13 protein-coding genes are annotated in these 17,109 nt (G+C 61.8%); 1 reads left to right on the forward strand and 12 read right to left on the reverse strand.

Features of this window, described 5'->3' with window-relative positions; translation table 11 throughout:
• Position 1: 1 nt before the first annotated feature.
• The 12 genes from fabZ to dnaE form a co-directional block, all read right to left on the reverse strand.
• Entirely contained in the window at positions 2–460 is a 459-nt protein-coding gene (gene fabZ, locus J2R99_RS15880; RefSeq protein ID WP_128293959.1) for a 3-hydroxyacyl-ACP dehydratase FabZ, read from the reverse strand.
• Positions 461–497: 37 nt separating this feature from the next.
• Positions 498–1,553, reverse strand: coding sequence for a UDP-3-O-(3-hydroxymyristoyl)glucosamine N-acyltransferase (gene lpxD, locus J2R99_RS15885; protein WP_307155362.1), 1,056 nt, complete (start codon positions 1,551–1,553; stop codon positions 498–500).
• Positions 1,554–1,592: 39 nt separating this feature from the next.
• The gene (gene bamA / locus J2R99_RS15890) at positions 1,593–3,956 is read right to left on the reverse strand and encodes an outer membrane protein assembly factor BamA (protein ID WP_307155363.1); all 2,364 of its coding nucleotides are present in this window, start codon (positions 3,954–3,956) and stop codon (positions 1,593–1,595) included.
• Positions 3,957–4,115: 159 nt separating this feature from the next.
• Positions 4,116–5,249: an RIP metalloprotease RseP gene (rseP, locus tag J2R99_RS15895; RefSeq protein ID WP_307155364.1), complete on the reverse strand. Its 1,134-nt coding sequence runs from the start codon at positions 5,247–5,249 to the stop codon at positions 4,116–4,118.
• Positions 5,250–5,320: 71 nt separating this feature from the next.
• A complete protein-coding gene (gene dxr, locus J2R99_RS15900; protein ID WP_307155365.1) occupies positions 5,321–6,502 on the reverse strand; it encodes a 1-deoxy-D-xylulose-5-phosphate reductoisomerase in 1,182 nt (393 codons plus the stop codon).
• Position 6,503: 1 nt separating this feature from the next.
• On the reverse strand, positions 6,504–7,388 hold the full coding sequence (locus tag J2R99_RS15905; protein ID WP_307155366.1) for a phosphatidate cytidylyltransferase: 885 nt from the start codon (positions 7,386–7,388) through the stop codon (positions 6,504–6,506).
• Entirely contained in the window at positions 7,381–8,136 is a 756-nt protein-coding gene (locus J2R99_RS15910; protein ID WP_307155367.1) for an isoprenyl transferase, read from the reverse strand. Before J2R99_RS15910 ends, J2R99_RS15905 begins: the two co-directional genes overlap by 8 nt.
• A gap of 150 nt (positions 8,137–8,286) precedes the next feature.
• Positions 8,287–8,847: a ribosome recycling factor gene (frr, locus tag J2R99_RS15915; RefSeq protein ID WP_307155368.1), complete on the reverse strand. Its 561-nt coding sequence runs from the start codon at positions 8,845–8,847 to the stop codon at positions 8,287–8,289.
• Positions 8,844–9,593: a UMP kinase gene (gene pyrH, locus J2R99_RS15920; protein WP_307155369.1), complete on the reverse strand. Its 750-nt coding sequence runs from the start codon at positions 9,591–9,593 to the stop codon at positions 8,844–8,846. The genes frr and pyrH overlap by 4 nt, the downstream gene beginning before the upstream one ends.
• Before the next feature lie 85 nt (positions 9,594–9,678).
• On the reverse strand, positions 9,679–10,605 hold the full coding sequence (gene tsf, locus J2R99_RS15925; protein ID WP_307155370.1) for a translation elongation factor Ts: 927 nt from the start codon (positions 10,603–10,605) through the stop codon (positions 9,679–9,681).
• A 31-nt stretch (positions 10,606–10,636) separates the two neighbouring features.
• On the reverse strand, positions 10,637–11,794 hold the full coding sequence (locus J2R99_RS15930) for a 30S ribosomal protein S2 (protein ID WP_307155371.1): 1,158 nt from the start codon (positions 11,792–11,794) through the stop codon (positions 10,637–10,639).
• Between the two features lie 259 nt (positions 11,795–12,053).
• Entirely contained in the window at positions 12,054–15,509 is a 3,456-nt protein-coding gene (dnaE, locus tag J2R99_RS15935) for a DNA polymerase III subunit alpha (protein ID WP_307155372.1), read from the reverse strand.
• Between the two features lie 207 nt (positions 15,510–15,716).
• Here dnaE and J2R99_RS15940 point away from each other — a divergent pair, with 207 nt between their 5' ends.
• Positions 15,717–16,901, forward strand: coding sequence for an esterase-like activity of phytase family protein (locus J2R99_RS15940; RefSeq protein ID WP_307155373.1), 1,185 nt, complete (start codon positions 15,717–15,719; stop codon positions 16,899–16,901).
• The last annotated feature ends 208 nt before the right edge of the window (positions 16,902–17,109 follow it).

The following is a 17,109-nucleotide window of genomic DNA, read 5'->3' on the forward strand; positions in this document are numbered from 1 at the left end:
GCTACTCGTCGAGGACCATGGCGCTCACTTGCGCCTCGGCCACCTTCTTGCCGGCCACTTCCGCGACCGCAGCGTATTTCCAGATCGTACCGCGGCGCTTGAGCTTGTTGACGTGGTATTCGACCGTATCCCCCGGAGTGACGGGGTGCCGGAATTTCGCTTTGTCGATCGTCATGAAAAAGACCCGCTTCGGCGCCTTCGTCTCTGACGAGAGAACGCAGAGCGCCGCTGCTGTCTGCGCCATGCCCTCAATCAGAAGCACGCCCGGCATGATTGGATATCCAGGGAAATGCCCCTGGAAATGCGGCTCGTTCATAGTGACGTTCTTGATGCCGACACCCGATTCATCGCCACGAATGTCGCGAATGCGATCGACCATAAGAAACGGGTAGCGATGCGGTAAGGCCTGCAGAATCCCGTGGATGTCTGTCGCCTCCAACTGCGTCGGCATCTCGTTCATTATCTTCTCCGATTACGGCGCCCTCTGTCCGGCGACGTCAGTCTTTATCCAGCCCCAATTCACGCCGGGCGATGCGGCGCAGAATCGTCACTTCCCGGAACCAATCCTTGACCGGTTGCGCAGGAACACCCCCAAAACGCGCACCCGCAGGAACATCGCCATGGACGACGCTGACGGAGGCAATCTGCGCCCCATCGCCGATCGTGACATGGCCGTTTATGCCGGTTTTTCCGCCGATCGCAACAAAGTCTCCAATCCGAGCAGAGCCGGAAATCCCGACCTGGGCGACAATGACGCAGTGCCGCCCGATCTCGACATTGTGGCCGATCTGAACCTGGTTATCGATCTTGGTGCCTTCACCAATAACCGTGTCGCGATTTGCCCCACGGTCTATCGTGGTCGCGGCGCCGATCTCGACGTCGTCCTGGATGATCACACGCCCGATCTGCGCGACCTTCATATGGCCTCCGGTGCCCATCGCAAAGCCGAAGCCATCCTGGCCAACCTGGACACCCGGATAGAGACGCACACGATTGCCGAGAAGGGCATGCTGCACGGTCGCGTTCGGCCCGATAATGCAGTCGCGCCCGATCGCTACGTCATGAGCGAGCACGGAGCCGGCGCCGATGACGGTGCCACTGCCAATCTCAACGTTCGGGCCGATAATCGCCCCGATTTCCACCCGCACACCCTCTTCAAGACGAGCGGTCGGATGAACGTTGCCGGCAATGAGCGGCTCGTCCGGCGTGCTGGCGAAATTCTTCGGCGCGACAGCCGAAGGAAAAGCCTCCGCCAAAATGCGCGAATAAGCGCGGTAAGGCTCCCCGGTTTCGAGGACGGCCACGCCCTCGGGCACCTTCCCGGAATAGCGCGGCGCGCAAAGACAGGCGCTTGCATGCGTCCCGTCCAGATGGCGCACATATTTCGGGTTGTCGAGGAAGGTCAGATCCCCTCTCCCGGCCATCTCGATTGGAGCGAAGCCAGAGATCTGACAATCCGGATCGCCACGCAAAAGCGTGGCGCCGGAAAGCTCTGCCACGTCACCGAGGCGGAGCGGCCCAAAGGGCGGAAAGAAGCGAGAGCGATCTGTCATGGTCGAAAAAGTTCGGCCGGCACAAGGCCGGCCTGAGGATCAGAATTTGGTGCCGCCGCCGATGCGGAAGAACTGCGTCTTGTCGTAGTCTTCCTTGGTCAGCACATAGGCGAAGTCAGCGCGGATCGGACCAAGCGGCGAGGCCCATAGCAGCGAGGCGCCCACCGATGACCGGATACCCGATTCATCGACGACATTGATGCCCGGAACGTCGGCTTCGCTGATGTCGGTGCCCCAGGCAGTGCCCGCGTCCGCAAAGAGGGCAGCCCGCAGCCCAAGCTCACGCGGCAGTGCCGGGAACGGGAAGACCACTTCAGCCGTCGCAGCCGCGAAGTACTTTGCACCGAGAGCGTCGTCATCATCGGAGGCGATATCGCGGGGTCCGATACCGGAGGATTCAAAGCCGCGGATCGTCTCGCCGCCCTTATAGAAGGCATCAAGCAGACGAACATCCTCGCCGAGGCCGGTGATGTTGCCGCCCTGAACACGGACCATACCGATGACTTCCTGGTCGACCAGAAGCTCGCGATAGAGCGAAGCGGAAGCTGTCGTGCGCACAAAGCTCACGTCGCCGCCGACGCCAGCGATTTCCTGAGTCAGCTTGCCGTACATGCCGTCACGCGGATCAAGCCGGTTGTCGAGCGTGTCGTAGATCATGCTCCACACCGCGGAGGACACCAGCGTGTCGCCTTCTGCCAAGCAAACAGCCTTCGACGAGCTCGTGCATTTGGAGATCGGATCAGTGTCGATATTGAACTTCGGAACGTCGATCTCCTGCTGCTCGATCTTGTAGCCGAGCTGGACCGTGAAGTCCTCGGTGATCGGGAAGCCGAAGGTGATGCCGCCACCTGTCGTGGTGTAATCGTAGGAGCGGTAATCGTTGTCCTCGTAGTCCTTGCGATAGACGTTGAAGCCAGCGGAAACACGCCGTCCGAGGAAGTACGGGTCGGTGAACGCGAACTCGTAGGATTTGGAGGATTCACCCGCACCAACCGCGGCACGAACGAAATAGCCGCGACCGAGGAAGTTGCGTTCCGTCAGAGAAACGTCACCCAGAATGCCGTCGCTCGTGGAGTAGCCGGCGCCGAAGGAGAGTTCGCCCGTCGCCTTTTCCTGCACTGAGACGGTCACGATGACACGATCAGGGGCGCTGCCCGGTTGAGCACCGACAGTCACCTTGTCGAAATAGTTGAGGTTCCGCAGACGACGCTCGGCTCGATCGATGAGAACACGGTTGTAGGCGTCGCCCTCCGAAATATCGAATTCGCGGCGGATGACGTAATCGCGAGTGCGGTCGTTACCAGAGATCTCGATGCGCTCGATATAAGCGCGAGGCCCTTCGTCGACGATATAGGTGATGCCGATCGTATGGTTGACCGGATCACGATCGACGCGCGGCCGCACCTGGGCAAACGCATAGCCCGAGCTGGCGAGCTCGATGGTGATGGCCTCCATCGACTTTTCGACTTTCTCGCTCGAATAGACATCGCCCTCGTCGGTCGAGACCAGGCGCATAAGAGCCTGGGCATCGATACCCGGGATGATGCTGTCGACCTGGATCTGACCGAAGCGGTATTCCGGCCCCTCATCCATCGTGAAGGTCACGAAGAAGGCATTCCGTTCACGGTCGAGATCGGCAACGGACGAAACGAGCTGATAATCGGCAAAGCCACGGTTGAGATAGAAACGGCGTAGCCGCTCCTCGTCCGAGGACAGGCGATCGGGATCATACGTATCGCCAGAGCGCAGGAAGCTAAGAAGGCCGCTTTCGCGCGTCTGAACGACGTTGCGCAGACGTCCGTCGCTGTAATGCTGGTTGCCGATGAAGGTGATGCGGGACACGCCCGTCTTCGGACCTTCGGAAACCTCGTAGACGAGATTGACGCGATTCTCCGGCAGGTCGATGACCTTCGGGGTCACCGAGCCCTGGAAGCGACCGGAGCGGCGATAGAGCTCAAGAATGCGCTGTACGTCGTTCTGCACCTTGGCGCGCGTGAAAACACCGCGCGGCTGGGAGCTCACGACGCCCTTCAGTTGGTCGTCCTTGAACTTCTTGTTACCCTCGAAGTTGATGCGGTTGATGATCGGATTCTCTTCAACGCTCACCACCAGGGTGCTGCCGCGCTGATTGATCTGAACATCGGAGAACAGCCCCGTCTCGAACAGCGCCTTCAGCGATTCGTCGACGTCCTCCGCCGAGAAGCTGCGACCTGGCTTGACGAGAAGGTAGGCGCGAATGGTGTCAGCATCGACACGCTGATTGCCATTCACTGCAACAGAGCTGACGACAGCAGCTTCAGCCTGAGAGACGAAGCCGGGACCGGAGACAAGCCCCGTCGCCATGATCGTCAGGGCGGCGAAAACTGCGCCGCGGATGAAGCCCGCTAAGGATCTATGTTTCATGTGCCGTTTTGCCCGGTCTCTTGTCTGCGGAGCCGCCCAGATACGCGTGAAGGGCCGCGGATTGTGCCGTTCGTATCGCAGGGATACCGGCGCGAAGCAACTGGCAACCCAAGCGATACGGCCGTTTTTGATGGTCAAGTGGCCATTCGGCAACGGCCCTCAAATCCCCGTCATCCTTACGATATCGTTAAACGTCACGAAGACGAAAAGCATGATGACGAGTGCAAAGCCGATGCGGAAACCCATCTCCTGGGCTCGCGGTCCGAGAGGCCGGCCGCGTATCGCCTCGATCAGGTAGAACACGAGATGCCCTCCATCGAGCATCGGGACTGGGAAAAGGTTCAAGAGGCCGATCGAGACGGAGAGAATCGCGGCGAGATGGACGAGCCCCGGGATACCGCCCGATTCGGCCACCACCCCCGAGACCTGCGCCACGCGCAGTGGACCACTTAACTGGTCGGCATTCTCCCGGCCTCTGAAGATGCGGCCGACATAGGTCAGCGTGCGCTCGACCACGACATAGGTTTCCCGCATCCCCTCCCCGATGGCACCGATCGGGCCGAAGCGCTCAAGCCTCACATCGGCCGCCCGCGAGACGCCCAAGACGCCGATGCGTTGCGTGCCACCGAGCCCGTCAGGAATTTCCTGACGCTGCGGGGTCGCGGTCAGTTCAATGTCGCGCCCGTCGCGCTCGACTGTGAAATGAAGCGTTTCGCCCGAGGCGAGCGCGACGACGCGTTGCACGTCGGTGAATGTCTCAACACGACTTCCGTCAATTGCAACGATCGTGTCGCCGGGTTTGAAGCCCGCCTCTTCTGCGGCGCTGCCTGGGTTGACGATCTCCACCAGAGGCGTCGTCACCGGCTTGCCGATCGTGCCGAAAACAGCAGCAAAGAGAACGACGGCCAGAATGAAGTTCGCAAAAGGCCCGGCAAACACGACGGCCGCCCGTTGCCAGACTGGCTTGAAATGGAAAAGACCCGCGCGTTCTTCGGGCGTTGTCGCGGCCAAGACCTCAGGATCTGGAAAACTCGCGCCGTTCTCGTCGCCGACGAACTTCACATAACCGCCGAGGGGAATCGCGCTCACCCGCCAGCGGGTGCCGTGTCGGTCATCGAACCCGAAGAGCTCGCGCCCGAAGCCGATGGAAAATGTCGAGATCTCGACCCCGCACCAGCGCGCGACGAGAAAATGGCCGAGCTCATGGATGAAGACGACGACCGTCAGCACCACCAGCGCAGGCACAACGTAGAAGAAAGCGACCTCACCAGCCGAACTCAGGGTTTCTAGCATGTGTCCGCTTCCTCCTTATCCGTATCTTTGGTCGGCATCCGCCTCGTCTACGCCTGCCGTTCGTGGCAGCCTCAGGCGGCCAACAGACGTCCGGCCGCGAGATCCCGCGCCTGACCATCGAGCACGAGTGCCGCCTCGACCGTCCCAGGCTCCTGCAGCAGCCCCGCCTTGTCGGCTTCTTCCAGCACGCGCTCGACGAGCTGCGGGATGGACATGAACCCAATGCGCCGATCGAGAAAGGCAGCGACTGCAATTTCGTTGGCCGCGTTCAACACAGTCGGTGCTCCGCAGCCTGCGACCATGGCTTCGCGAGCGATCCTGAGTGCGGGAAAGCGCTCCGAATCAGGCTTTTCGAAGGAGAGCGTTCCGACCTCAGCCAGATCGAGATGGCTCGTCGCCCGCTCTGCCCTCTCCGGCCAGTTGAGACAGTAGTCGATTGGGCGGCGCATGTCGGGCGCGCCGAGCTCACCGTGCCATGAGCCGTCGCGGAAAACCACGAAGGCGTGAACTTTCGATTGCGGGTGAATGAGCACGCCGAGCTGCTCGGGTGGGAAACCGAAGAGATGCCGGGCCTCGATCAATTCCAGACCCTTGTTCATCAAAGTCGCAGAATCGACGGTGATCTTCGGCCCCATCGACCATGTCGGGTGATGCAGGGCTTCGTCGACCGTCACTCTGGCAAGCTCGTCGGCCGTCTTGGCCCGAAACGGCCCACCCGAGGCGGTCAGCACGAGCCGATCGACCGATGCCGGATCGACGTCGACCAGCAACTGGAAGATGGCGTTGTGTTCCGAATCGACCGGCAGGATCCGCACGCCTTTTTCGCGCGCCAGTGCCATGAATGACGAGCCGGCGCAGATCAGGCATTCCTTGTTGGCGAGGGCGATGTCGTTACCGGCGCGAATGGCTGCTGCCGTTGGCGCGACACCTGCCGCACCGACGATCGCGGACAGGACGCGATCAGCGGGCTCAGCCGCCGCCTCGCAAACGGCTTCGTCACCGGCAGAGACCCTGATTCCGGACCCGTCCAAAGCGTCTTTCAAGCGACCATAACGGCTCTTGTCACGGATGACGGCGCTTTCAGCCTTGACCCGACGGGCGACATCCGCGAGCTCATCGACCTTCGTGCCCGCCGTCACCGCACGCACCTTGAAGGCCGGGCCATCCTCGCGTGCGAGGTCGCGCTCCATGAGGTCGACGGTGCTCTTTCCGATCGAACCGGTGGCGCCGAGAATGGTGACGATACGTGCCATTTTACTGTGTCCAATCAGGAATAGGGGCGGCAAAACCGCTGAGCGCCAGCAGAACGGCGACGACGGCCGCCGCATAAAGCCCGTCGATCCTGTCCATCAGACCACCGTGGCCCGGAATAAGGCGGCCTGAATCCTTGGCACCGAACCGGCGCTTCATCGCCGATTCCCCGAGATCTCCGAGTTGTGCGGCGACCGAGAGGATCAGTGCGGCACCGAGAGCGGACGCCCACCGCGAATCCGTGAAAATCGCAAACAAAATCCCGACTACGACCGCGCCGGCAGCGCCCGCCGCAGCACCCGACCATGTTTTCGAGGGGGAAACGCGCGGCCAGAGCTTCTTCCCGCCGATTCCGCGTCCACCGAAATACGCGGCGATATCCGTGACCCAGACGACGAACAGCAAGAAGAAGAGCACGAGACGACCCGATTCGGCATCGCTGCGCAGAGCCAAAAGGGCCACGCTTGGAAGGCCCGCGTAAAGAACGCCGAGCGCCAGCCAAAGCGGCCGGCGATCACGCCCGCCAGCCGCATGAGCGCTTACCACGCCCTGATCGAACAGAACCGTCCCCGATGCCACGAGCGGGACCGCTACGAGCGGCAACAGCAGGAGGAGAATCCCGCCCCCCGGCAAGCCACCGAAGGTCACGAGGAGAGCGAAGGCGAGGAGCAGCCCTTCCCCGATCCGCCAGGCCTGAGGCTGCTCGCATTCGCTCATGCGCGTCCACTCGTAGAAAACGAGGAGCGCCAGAACGAGGACGAGAAGAAAAAAGGCGACGCCGCCGAACCAGGTCGGCAGCACCGCGAGCGGCAGCAGGATCGCGGCGGAGACGACGCGGGTTGGAAGATCGCTTCTGTCGAAAGAAAAAATGCCCTTACCCTCAGACACCTGTCAGCCCTCCAAAACGGCGTTCGCGACTGTGGAACTCGGCGATCGCCGCGTCGAATTCGTTCTCGTCGAAATCCGGCCAATAGACGGGCAGAAAGACGAATTCCGTGTAAGCGAGCTGCCAGAGAAGAAAGTTGCTGATCCGCGCTTCGCCGGAGGTGCGGATCAGAAGATCCGGATCCGAGACCCCGGCCGTATCGAGATGTTCGGCAAAGACACGCTCTGAGAAATCGGCCGGATCGATCTCGCCGCGAACCATTTTCTCGCCGATCCGCCGCATGGCGCGTACCAGCTCGTCGCGCCCGCCGTAATTGAACGCCACCTGCAGCACGAGACCTTCATTCCCACGGGTCTCCGTTTCGGCTTTCTCAACGAGAGCGGCAATATCCTTCGGCAGGCCTTCACGGCGCCCGATGACACGGATACGCACGCCGTTCTTTTTCAGTTCGGCGAGATCATTGCGGATGAAAAAGCGCAGAAGGTTGAAAAGGTCGTTGATCTCGCTGCGAGGTCGCGACCAGTTTTCAGAAGAGAACGTAAAGAGCGTGAGGACCCGAACGCCTCGATCCCCGGCGTGTCGAACGGTGCGGCGAACCGATTCGACCCCGCGGCGATGACCTTCGATCCGAGGCAGGCCTCGAGCACTCGCCCAACGGCCGTTGCCATCCATGATGATGGCGACATGCGCCGGGACCTCGCCCCCGGATTGCGTGAGCGGCAAAGGATCGATCTGCGCTAGCTTGCCCATGGCTTTCTGCCGCCTGCTCCCTCGCGCTCCAGCTGCGCCGATCATAGTCGGAAAATGCCAAGCCCGTGAGCCCTCCCCGGCTCGGCATATGCGATCGAAAGAGGCTAACGCAACGAACGACCAAGTGGCCGGAGCGAAGGCGAAACCGCTCTAAACCTGCATAATCTCCTTTTCCTTATGGCCGAGCATGTCGTCGATTGCGGCAATATGCTCGTCCGTAAGGGACTGGATACGGTCAGACTGGCCCCTGCTCTCGTCCTGGCTGATTTCGCCGTCCTTTTCGGACTTCTTCAGAGCCTCCATGCCGTCACGGCGCACGTGGCGAACGGCCACACGCGCGTTCTCGGCATATTTGTGGGCGACCTTCACCATTTCTTGCCGCCGCTCTGCATTGAGCTCGGGGATCGGGATGCGCAGAAGAGTGCCTTCCATGATCGGGTTGAGGCCGAGGTTTGAGTCCCGGATCGCCCTGTCGACGGCCCCGACAAGAGACTGGTCCCACACCTGTACGGAGAGCATGCGTGACTCAGGAACGCTCACCGTGCCGACCTGCGAAATCGGCATCTGTGAGCCATATGCACTCACCGTGATCGGATCGAGAAGGTTCGGAGAAGCCCGACCGGTGCGCAGACCCGCAAGCTCGGTGCGCAACACGGAGACGGCCCCGTCCATCCGTCGTTTGATGTCCTTGAAATCGACGCCTTCACTCATGGTTTTCCCCGGATTTCGTTTTTGCCGTCGCCGGAAATGAGGGTTCCGACGGCCTCCCCAGCAACGATGCGGGCGAGCGCACCCGGCTGGTGAATGTTGAATACAATTATCGGCAAGCTATTGTCGCGGGCAAGCGAGAAAGCCGCCGTGTCCATGATCTGGAGATCCTTGGCGATGACCTCTTGATAGCTGACCGTTTCGTAGAGCGTTGCGGTCGGATCCAGGCGCGGATCGGCCGAATAGACGCCCTCTACCTGCGTCCCCTTGAGAAGCGCATCGCACTCCAATTCAAGCGCCCTCAGCGCCGCACCGGAATCGGTCGTAAAGAAGGGATTGCCGGTCCCGCCTGCAAGCACGACAACGCGCCGCTCGTCCATATGCCATGCGGCGCGTCGATGGACGTAGGTCTCGCAGACAGAAGGCATCTCGATCGCCGACATGGCACGGGCTGAAACGCCCAAGCGCTCGATCGCTGCTTCGACGGCGAGAGCGTTCATCACCGTCGCGAGCATACCCATATGGTCGCCCGTGACACGGTCTCCGCCGCGCGCAGCAATGGCAACACCGCGAAAGATGTTGCCGCCGCCGATGACGATCGCGAGCTCAGTGCCCGCATTGTGGACCGCGACGATTTCCGTGGCGAAGGCGCGGACGACGTTGTCGTCGATTCCGAAGGGCTGATTGCCCATCAGCGCTTCGCCAGAAAGCTTCAGAAGGATTCGTTTAGGGCGCGGACGTTCGTTCATTAGTGCCTGCATTCCTCATTCGGTTTGCGGCCCGACACGTTCGCGCCCTATCTCGTTGCGCCGCGCGAAGAGTGCGCGGGTCTATTTAGCGGCTACCGGCAGCAGCTGCGACTTCGGCTGCGAAGTCTTCTTCCTCGCGCTCCACGCCCTCACCCAGGCGGAAGCACACGAAGTTGGTCAGACTAATCGCGGCCCCGGCGTCTTTCTCAGCATCGGCAATCGCCTGCTCGACCGACTTGTCCGGGTCGATGACGAAAGCCTGCTTCAAAAGCACCGATTCCTCGTAGAACTTGCGCATCCGGCCATCGACCATCTTCTCGATGATGTTGGCCGGCTTGCCGGATTCGCGCGCCTGCTCGGCGAAGACCGCACGCTCGCGGGCAACCACGTCCGCATCGAGCCCATCGACATCGACGGAAAGCGGGCTCGCTGCCGCGATGTGCATGGCGACCTGGCGGCCGAGAGCGGCAAGCTTTTCCTTGTCGCCGTTCGACTGCAGCGCCACCAGGACGCCGATCTTACCAAGGCCAGGAGCGGAAGCCGCGTGCACATATGTGGCAACGACACCCGGATTGGCAGCAAGCAGGGCCGAACGGCGAAGCACCATGTTCTCACCGATGGTCGCGACAGCGTCCGTAAGAGCGCCTTCGACACTCTTGCCGGCACCTGCCATATCGGCTGCCTTGACTGCGGTGACAGAGCCGTCGGTGGAGAGGGCCGCTTCCGCGACCTTCAACACGAGCGCCTGGAATTGATCGTTGCGGGCAACGAAGTCGGTCTCGGAATTGACCTCGACGATGGCGGCCTTACCGTCCGCCTCGGCGATACCGATGAGACCTTCAGCGGCAACGCGGCCGGCCTTCTTGGCAGCCTTCGCAAGACCTTTCGCGCGCAGCCAGTCGACGGCGGCATCCATGTCGCCATCCGCCTCCTGCAATGCGGTCTTGCAGTCCATCATGCCGGCGCCGGTCTTGTCGCGCAGCTCCTTGACCATCTGGGCCGTTACAGCCATCGATCATGTCCTCTCTTGCGTGTGCGCAGCCTTAAGCTGCGGCTTCCTGTTCTTTTACCAGCGCGGTCGCCTGCGCGATCCAATCCTCGCGCTCAACACGGCCGGCAGAACCGAGCGCGGCGTCGAGACGCTGCGTGTCCGCCTGATCGAGACCGGCGATCTGCGCGTAGCGGGTGATTCCAAGCTGGTTCAGCTTCTGCTCCAGAACCGGGCCGACGCCGTTGATCTTCTTCAGATCGTCCGCGTCACCCTCAGGGCGCGCAAACAGAGGCTCGACATCCCCGGCCTTGCCCGGCGACGGCGGCGCCTTGTCGGTCTGCACGCTCGATTCCGGATCCGGATTGGCAGCCTCCGCTTCGGCCGCAACGAGCACGTCGCGGTTGGCCGCGCTTTCCTCGGTCACGGGTCCAGCCTCAGGCACTTCGCCGCCAAAGCTGGCATCGTCGAGCGCAGCCTCGTTCACCTCTTCAGAGGCGCCGATGTCGACACCCATGTCGCCCTGGCCGCGCGAAATGCCGTCGAGCACTGCTCGCGTGACGAGATCACAATAAAGCGCAAGCGCCCGGCCGGCATCGTCATTGCCCGGGATCGGGTACGAAATGCCTTGGGGATCACTGTTGCTGTCGACGACGGCAGCGACGGGAATGTTGAGGCGGCGGGCCTCGGCGACGGCAATCGATTCCTTGTTCGTGTCGATGACGAACAGAAGATCCGGGATACCGCCCATGTCCTTGATGCCGCCGAGCGCGCGCTCAAGCTTGTCGCGTTCGCGCGTCAGCGACAGACGCTCTTTCTTGGTAAGGCCCTGGACGCCTTCCTCGAGCATCGACTCCAGCGTCTTCAGCCGCTGAATGGAATTCGAGATCGTCTTCCAGTTGGTGAGCATGCCGCCCAGCCAACGGGAGTTGACGTAGTACTGGGCGCAACGCCTCGCCGAATCGGCGACGACCTCGGACGCCTGCCGCTTCGTGCCGACGAACAGCACGCGACCGCCCTGGGCGACAACGTCACTCACAGCCTGCAGCGCGCGATAGAACATCGGCACTGTCTGGGCGAGATCGATGATGTGGATATTGTTGCGCTCACCAAAGATGTACGGAGCCATCTTCGGGTTCCAGCGGTGAGATTGGTGACCGAAATGAACGCCAGCCTCAAGCAGCTGGCGCATAGAGATGTCAGGAAGCGCCATTTTTTCGTCTCCGGTTGTACCTCCGCAGGGACGGACGGCAGACCGCCACCGGATGCCTCGTAGGCAAATACCCTGCGTGTGTGATGGGCGGTCCTATAAGCGCCAGGCCGTTTTTTTGCAACGCCCAAATGGGCATGCGAGCCACGCTTCGCAAGTTGCAGAGGTTTCGGGCGGCGGGCGACATCGCTGCAGAAACGCCAAAAACCAGACCGAGTGCGGCTATAAGCCAACCAGCAAGCCTTCAGGCGGCTGCCCCACGTTATTGAAGATCTACGTGAACCACCCCCGGTACTGCCTTGATTGCGCTCGCAACTTGTGGCGTGACCTGATACCTCCCAGGCAATCTGATCTCGATTTCGCGGTTTTCATCTCGGCGCAAAAGCACCAACGAAACCTGTGACTGACCGGGTCCGTTCAGGCGGCTCGCCAAGCGTTCGACCGGATCGCTATCGTTCAAATAAACCGTGAGCGCCATACTGAGCTGCGCCGCCATTTCCTCAAGCGGCTCGACGCCGACGATGCGCACCCTGAGGTCGTCCGTCTCGTCTTCCATCTCGGCGGTCAGCCGGAACAGATATGAGCGTCCCGGCTCAAGCTTGTCACGCCATTCGAAAAGCTGCTCCTGATACAGCACCGCCTCGAACTGTCCCGAGGGATCAGACAGCGTCAGAATGCCTATGCGGCCACCGGAGCGCGTCCGCTTCTCCTGTTTGCGCACGACAGTCGAGGCGATCAGCCCGGCCTCGGCGCCCAGTCTTCGCACCTTATCGGCGAAATCCTTCCACGAGCTGCCCCCTTTCTTCCGCACGATGTCGGAGTAGGCATCGAGCGGATGCCCGGATAGATAGGCTCCGACGGCCGCGAGCTCGCGCATCAGCTTTTCCGACTGCATCCACGGATCGGCAGGCAGAAGGTTGAGCTCAGGAGCATCGCTCGGCGCAGCAAAGAGATCGACAACGCCCGCCTCCTGGCGCGCATGATGCTCGGTGCCGGAGCGCAGAAGCCGGCCGACATTGGCAAAGACGGTGGCGCGGTCCAGGCCGAGCGAATCAAATGCGCCCGCCTGCGCCAGGCATTCCATGGCACGTCGGCCGATCACTCTCGGATCTGTGCGTGCCACGAAGTCGGCGAGATCGACAAACGGCCCATCACGCCGGGATTCGACGATATGCTCAACCGCGTGTTGGCCAACGCCCTTCAAGGCCGACAGCGCATAGACGATGGCGCCCTCCTCCACGTCGAAGAACGTGCCGGAGCGGTTGATATCGGGCGGAAGCACCTCGATGCCGAGGCGCTTTGCCTCCAGCCGAAATTCGTTGAGCTTGTCGGTGTTGCCCATGTCGAGCGTCATCGACGCGGCGAGGAACTCGGCCGGATGATTGGCCTTCAAAAAGGCGGTCTGATAGGCGACCAGCGCATAGGCCGCCGCGTGCGATTTGTTGAAACCGTAGCTTGCGAACTTCGCCACGAGGTCGAAGACCATGGCAGCATCGGCGGCTTTCACGCCATGCGCCTTGGCGCCTTCGACGAAACGCTCGCGCTGGGCGTCCATCTCCGCCTTGATCTTCTTGCCCATGGCGCGACGAAGAAGATCGGCTTCACCGAGCGAGTAGCCCGACAGGAGCTGGGCGATCTGCATCACCTGCTCCTGATAGATGATGACGCCGTAGGTCTCCTTCAGCGTCGGCTCGAGTTCGGGCAGGAGATAATCCGGCTCTTCCTCGCCGTGCTTGCGCCTGTTGTAGGTCGGGATGTTGTCCATCGGTCCCGGCCGGTAGAGCGCGACGAGAGCGATGATGTCCTCGAAACGGTCGGCGCGCATACCGACGAGCGCGCGGCGCATGCCTTGGCTTTCCAGCTGGAACACGCCCACTGTCTCGCCGCGCGCCAGCATGGCAAAGGTCGTCGGATCGTCGAGGGGCAAGGCCGCAAGATCGCAATCGATCTCTCTTTTGCGCAAGAGGCGGACCGCTTTGTCGAGCACGGTCAGAGTCTTGAGGCCAAGAAAGTCGAATTTGACGAGACCGGCCTGCTCCACCCATTTCATGTTGAACTGGGTGACGGGCAGATTTGAGCGCGGGTCACGGTAAAGCGGCACCAGCTCCTCAAGCCGGCGGTCACCAATGACGATACCCGCAGCATGCGTCGAGGCGTGGCGATAAAGCCCCTCAAGCCGTGTAGCTATATCGATGAGACGACCGACCACGGGCTCGCGCTCGATCTCTTCCTGGAAGCGCGGCTCGTCGGCGACGGCCTGGGCCAGAGTGACCGGGTTCGACGGATCGGCCGGCACCAATTTGCAGAGCCGATCGACCTGACCGTAGGGCATCTCGAGCACGCGACCGACATCACGCAGGGCAGCGCGCGCCTGCAGCGTCCCGAAGGTGATGATCTGGGCCACCTGGGCCTTGCCGTAGCGCTCCTGGACGTAGGAGATGACCTCGTCGCGCCGCTCCTGACAGAAATCGACGTCAAAGTCCGGCATCGACACGCGCTCCGGATTGAGGAAGCGCTCGAAAAGAAGGTTGAAACGCAACGGATCGAGATCGGTAATCGTCAGCGACCAGGCGACCACCGAACCCGCGCCCGAACCACGGCCGGGCCCAACCGGGATGCCGTGTTCCTTCGCCCATTTGATGAAGTCGGAAACGATCAGGAAGTAGCCCGGGAACTTCATCTTCTCGATGATGCCGAGCTCGAAACTCAAACGTTTCTCGTAATCCTCCACGCTGAGGCCCGGCGCGCAGCCATGTTTGGCGAGACGCATTTTCAGCCCAGCCTCCGCCTGCTCGCGCAGTTCGGCGGCCTCATGTGCTTCCGCCGTCTCGGAATCGGCCGCCATCCCTCCGACGAAACGCGGCAGGATCGGCCGGCGCGTCTTCGGCCGCATCTGGCAGCGGACGGCAATCTCGACGGTGTTTTCTATCGCCTCGGGCAGATCGGCGAATTTTTCCGCCATCGCCTCGGCCGACAAGAAGCCATGCTGGCGCGTGAGCTGCCTGCGATCATCTTCAGAGACGACGCGGCCTTCAGCGACCGCGAGGAGCGCATCATGCGATTCGTAATCGTCCTCGGTTGCGAAGAACGGTTCATTCGTCGCGACGATCGGCACGTCGCGCGCATAGGCAAGGTCCAGAACACCCGCTTCAGCAGACATCTCGATCTGCATTCCGTGGCGCTCGATCGCCACGTAAAGCCTGTCCTGAAAAATCGTCTGAAGCGTCGTCAGGCGTCCCGCGGCATCCTCCGGGCGATTGCCGAAGATGGACGGATAGAGCACTCCGTCATGACCGCCCGTCATCGCCAGAAGCCCTTCGCCATACGCCTGCAAAAGCGGCGCCGTCAGCGGCAAGCCGGCCGAATCTTCGCCGAGATAATAGGCGGTGACGAGGTGGACGAGGTTCTGCCAGCCGGTTTCGTTGGCGCAGAGCAAAAAGAGATGCTCCCGCCCGGCGGCTCGGAAGTGCGGGTCGGCGCGGCGCTCCACATTCTCCGACAAGGCCACGGGCAATTTGCAGCCGATGAGCGGCTGGATCCCAGAGCCTGAGGCTTTTTGAGAAAATTCCAACGCGCCAAAGAGATTGGCCGAATCGGTCACGCCCACTGCGGGCATGCCCGCGCTCTTGGCGAGCTTGATGAGCTTTGCGACCGGGAGAGCGCCCTCCAGCAGCGAAAAGGCCGAATGACAATTGAGATGGATGAAATGCGGTGCCAAGGGTGAACTCCTCTACGCCACTTGTATCGCTGGTGACGACCGAGCGACAGGCACGAGCGGCCCTCGTCCCCATTCATCTCTCTCAATGCCGGCGTCACGCCCCTCCCGCTGCGACGCCAAGTCAGGCACGCCGCGATGGTGCCGTCATGCATCCGTCGCCAAGCTGCGCTTCCTAAGAGACATACGAATCGCCCAAAGATCTCCGCCGTGCGCTCACCTTCCTTTGTGTCCCTATTCCCGGGCCTCCTCGTCTTCCTCGTCGCCGTCGCGGCGCCCGCTCCAGGCAGAGCCGCGGAGGCCGGCAGCCTGCCTTCGCCCGTCTTCCGTGGGGCCTTGACGTTGCCGCACAACCTGAAGGTCGAGGGCACGACTTTCGGAGGCATTTCCGGTCTCGACTATGATGCGGCCAGCGACACGTTTTATGCGCTCTCAGACGACCGCGCGCAGCGTGGACCGGCACGCTATTACAAGCTCCGCCTGACCCTCGACGCAGACGGCATCCACGGCGCCAACATCGCCTCCATGCATGTCCTCACGTCTCCGGACGGCGGCCAGTTCTCTGAAGGTGATATCGATCCGGAGGCTTTGAGGCTCGCGGCGTCCGGCAAGCATCTCTACTGGTCGAGCGAGAGCAACCAGGACGGCACTCCGGAGATCTTCGTTTCCAACCTCGACGGCAGCGCGAGCCGAGGGCTCTCCTTGCCAGACGCCTACTTGCCGAAAGCGCACGGCAGCCGCGGCGTGCGCCCCAATCTCGGCTTCGAGGCGATCGCCCTCTCCCCGGACAACAAGCGTCTTTACGCCATCACCGAAAACGCGCTCATCCAGGACGGCAGTCAGGCAACGCTTTACGCCGGAAGCCTGTCGCGCATCATCGTCTTCGACCTCACATCCGGTAAAGTCGTCGCCGAGTACATCTACGAAACCGATCCGATCTTCCGCGCCCCGGCATTTCCGCTCGGAGGCGCCGACAATGGCGTTTCAGAAGCGCTCGCGCTTGCCGACGGCCGCCTCCTCGTCATCGAACGCTCATATGCGGCCGGCGTCGGCAACCACATCGTCATCTATGTCGTCACGCTCGACAACGCGGACGACATTTCCGGTCTTGAAAGCATCGCGGATCGCGATGTCCGCACGGTTCGAAAGACGCCCTGGTTCATTCTCGACGAGGGAGCCTTCGGCCTCGACCTCGACAACATCGAGGCCGCAAGCTTTGGCCCGCAGATCGACGGCCACCCCTCGCTCGTCCTTGCCTCAGACGACAATTTCAACCCGCTCGGCCAGGTCACGCAATTCCTGCTCTTCACCCTGAGCGCAACGGCCCCCGCCTTCCCGGCCGGAGAGCCTTCAAGTGATCTGCCGGGATCTGAGCCTGCCCCAAGTCATCTCTGAGCTAAGCCCAACCCGGCATCACCGACTGATCGGTCATCGTGAGCGACCAAGACTTCCGCCCAGCGGTTCCGGCGAACGAACCGCGACGCCCGCTCGGACAAGGCCTCAAAGGGGAGCGAACAACCCAAGGCTCAGGACATATAGAGAGGCCGTCAGCACGACCGTTGCAGCGAAAGACAGAAGCTCAGAAGCGAACATATTCATCGTA

The organism is Rhodopseudomonas julia (assembly GCF_030813515.1).
In the GTDB taxonomy this organism is placed as follows: Bacteria; Pseudomonadota; Alphaproteobacteria; order Rhizobiales; family Afifellaceae; genus Afifella; species Afifella julia.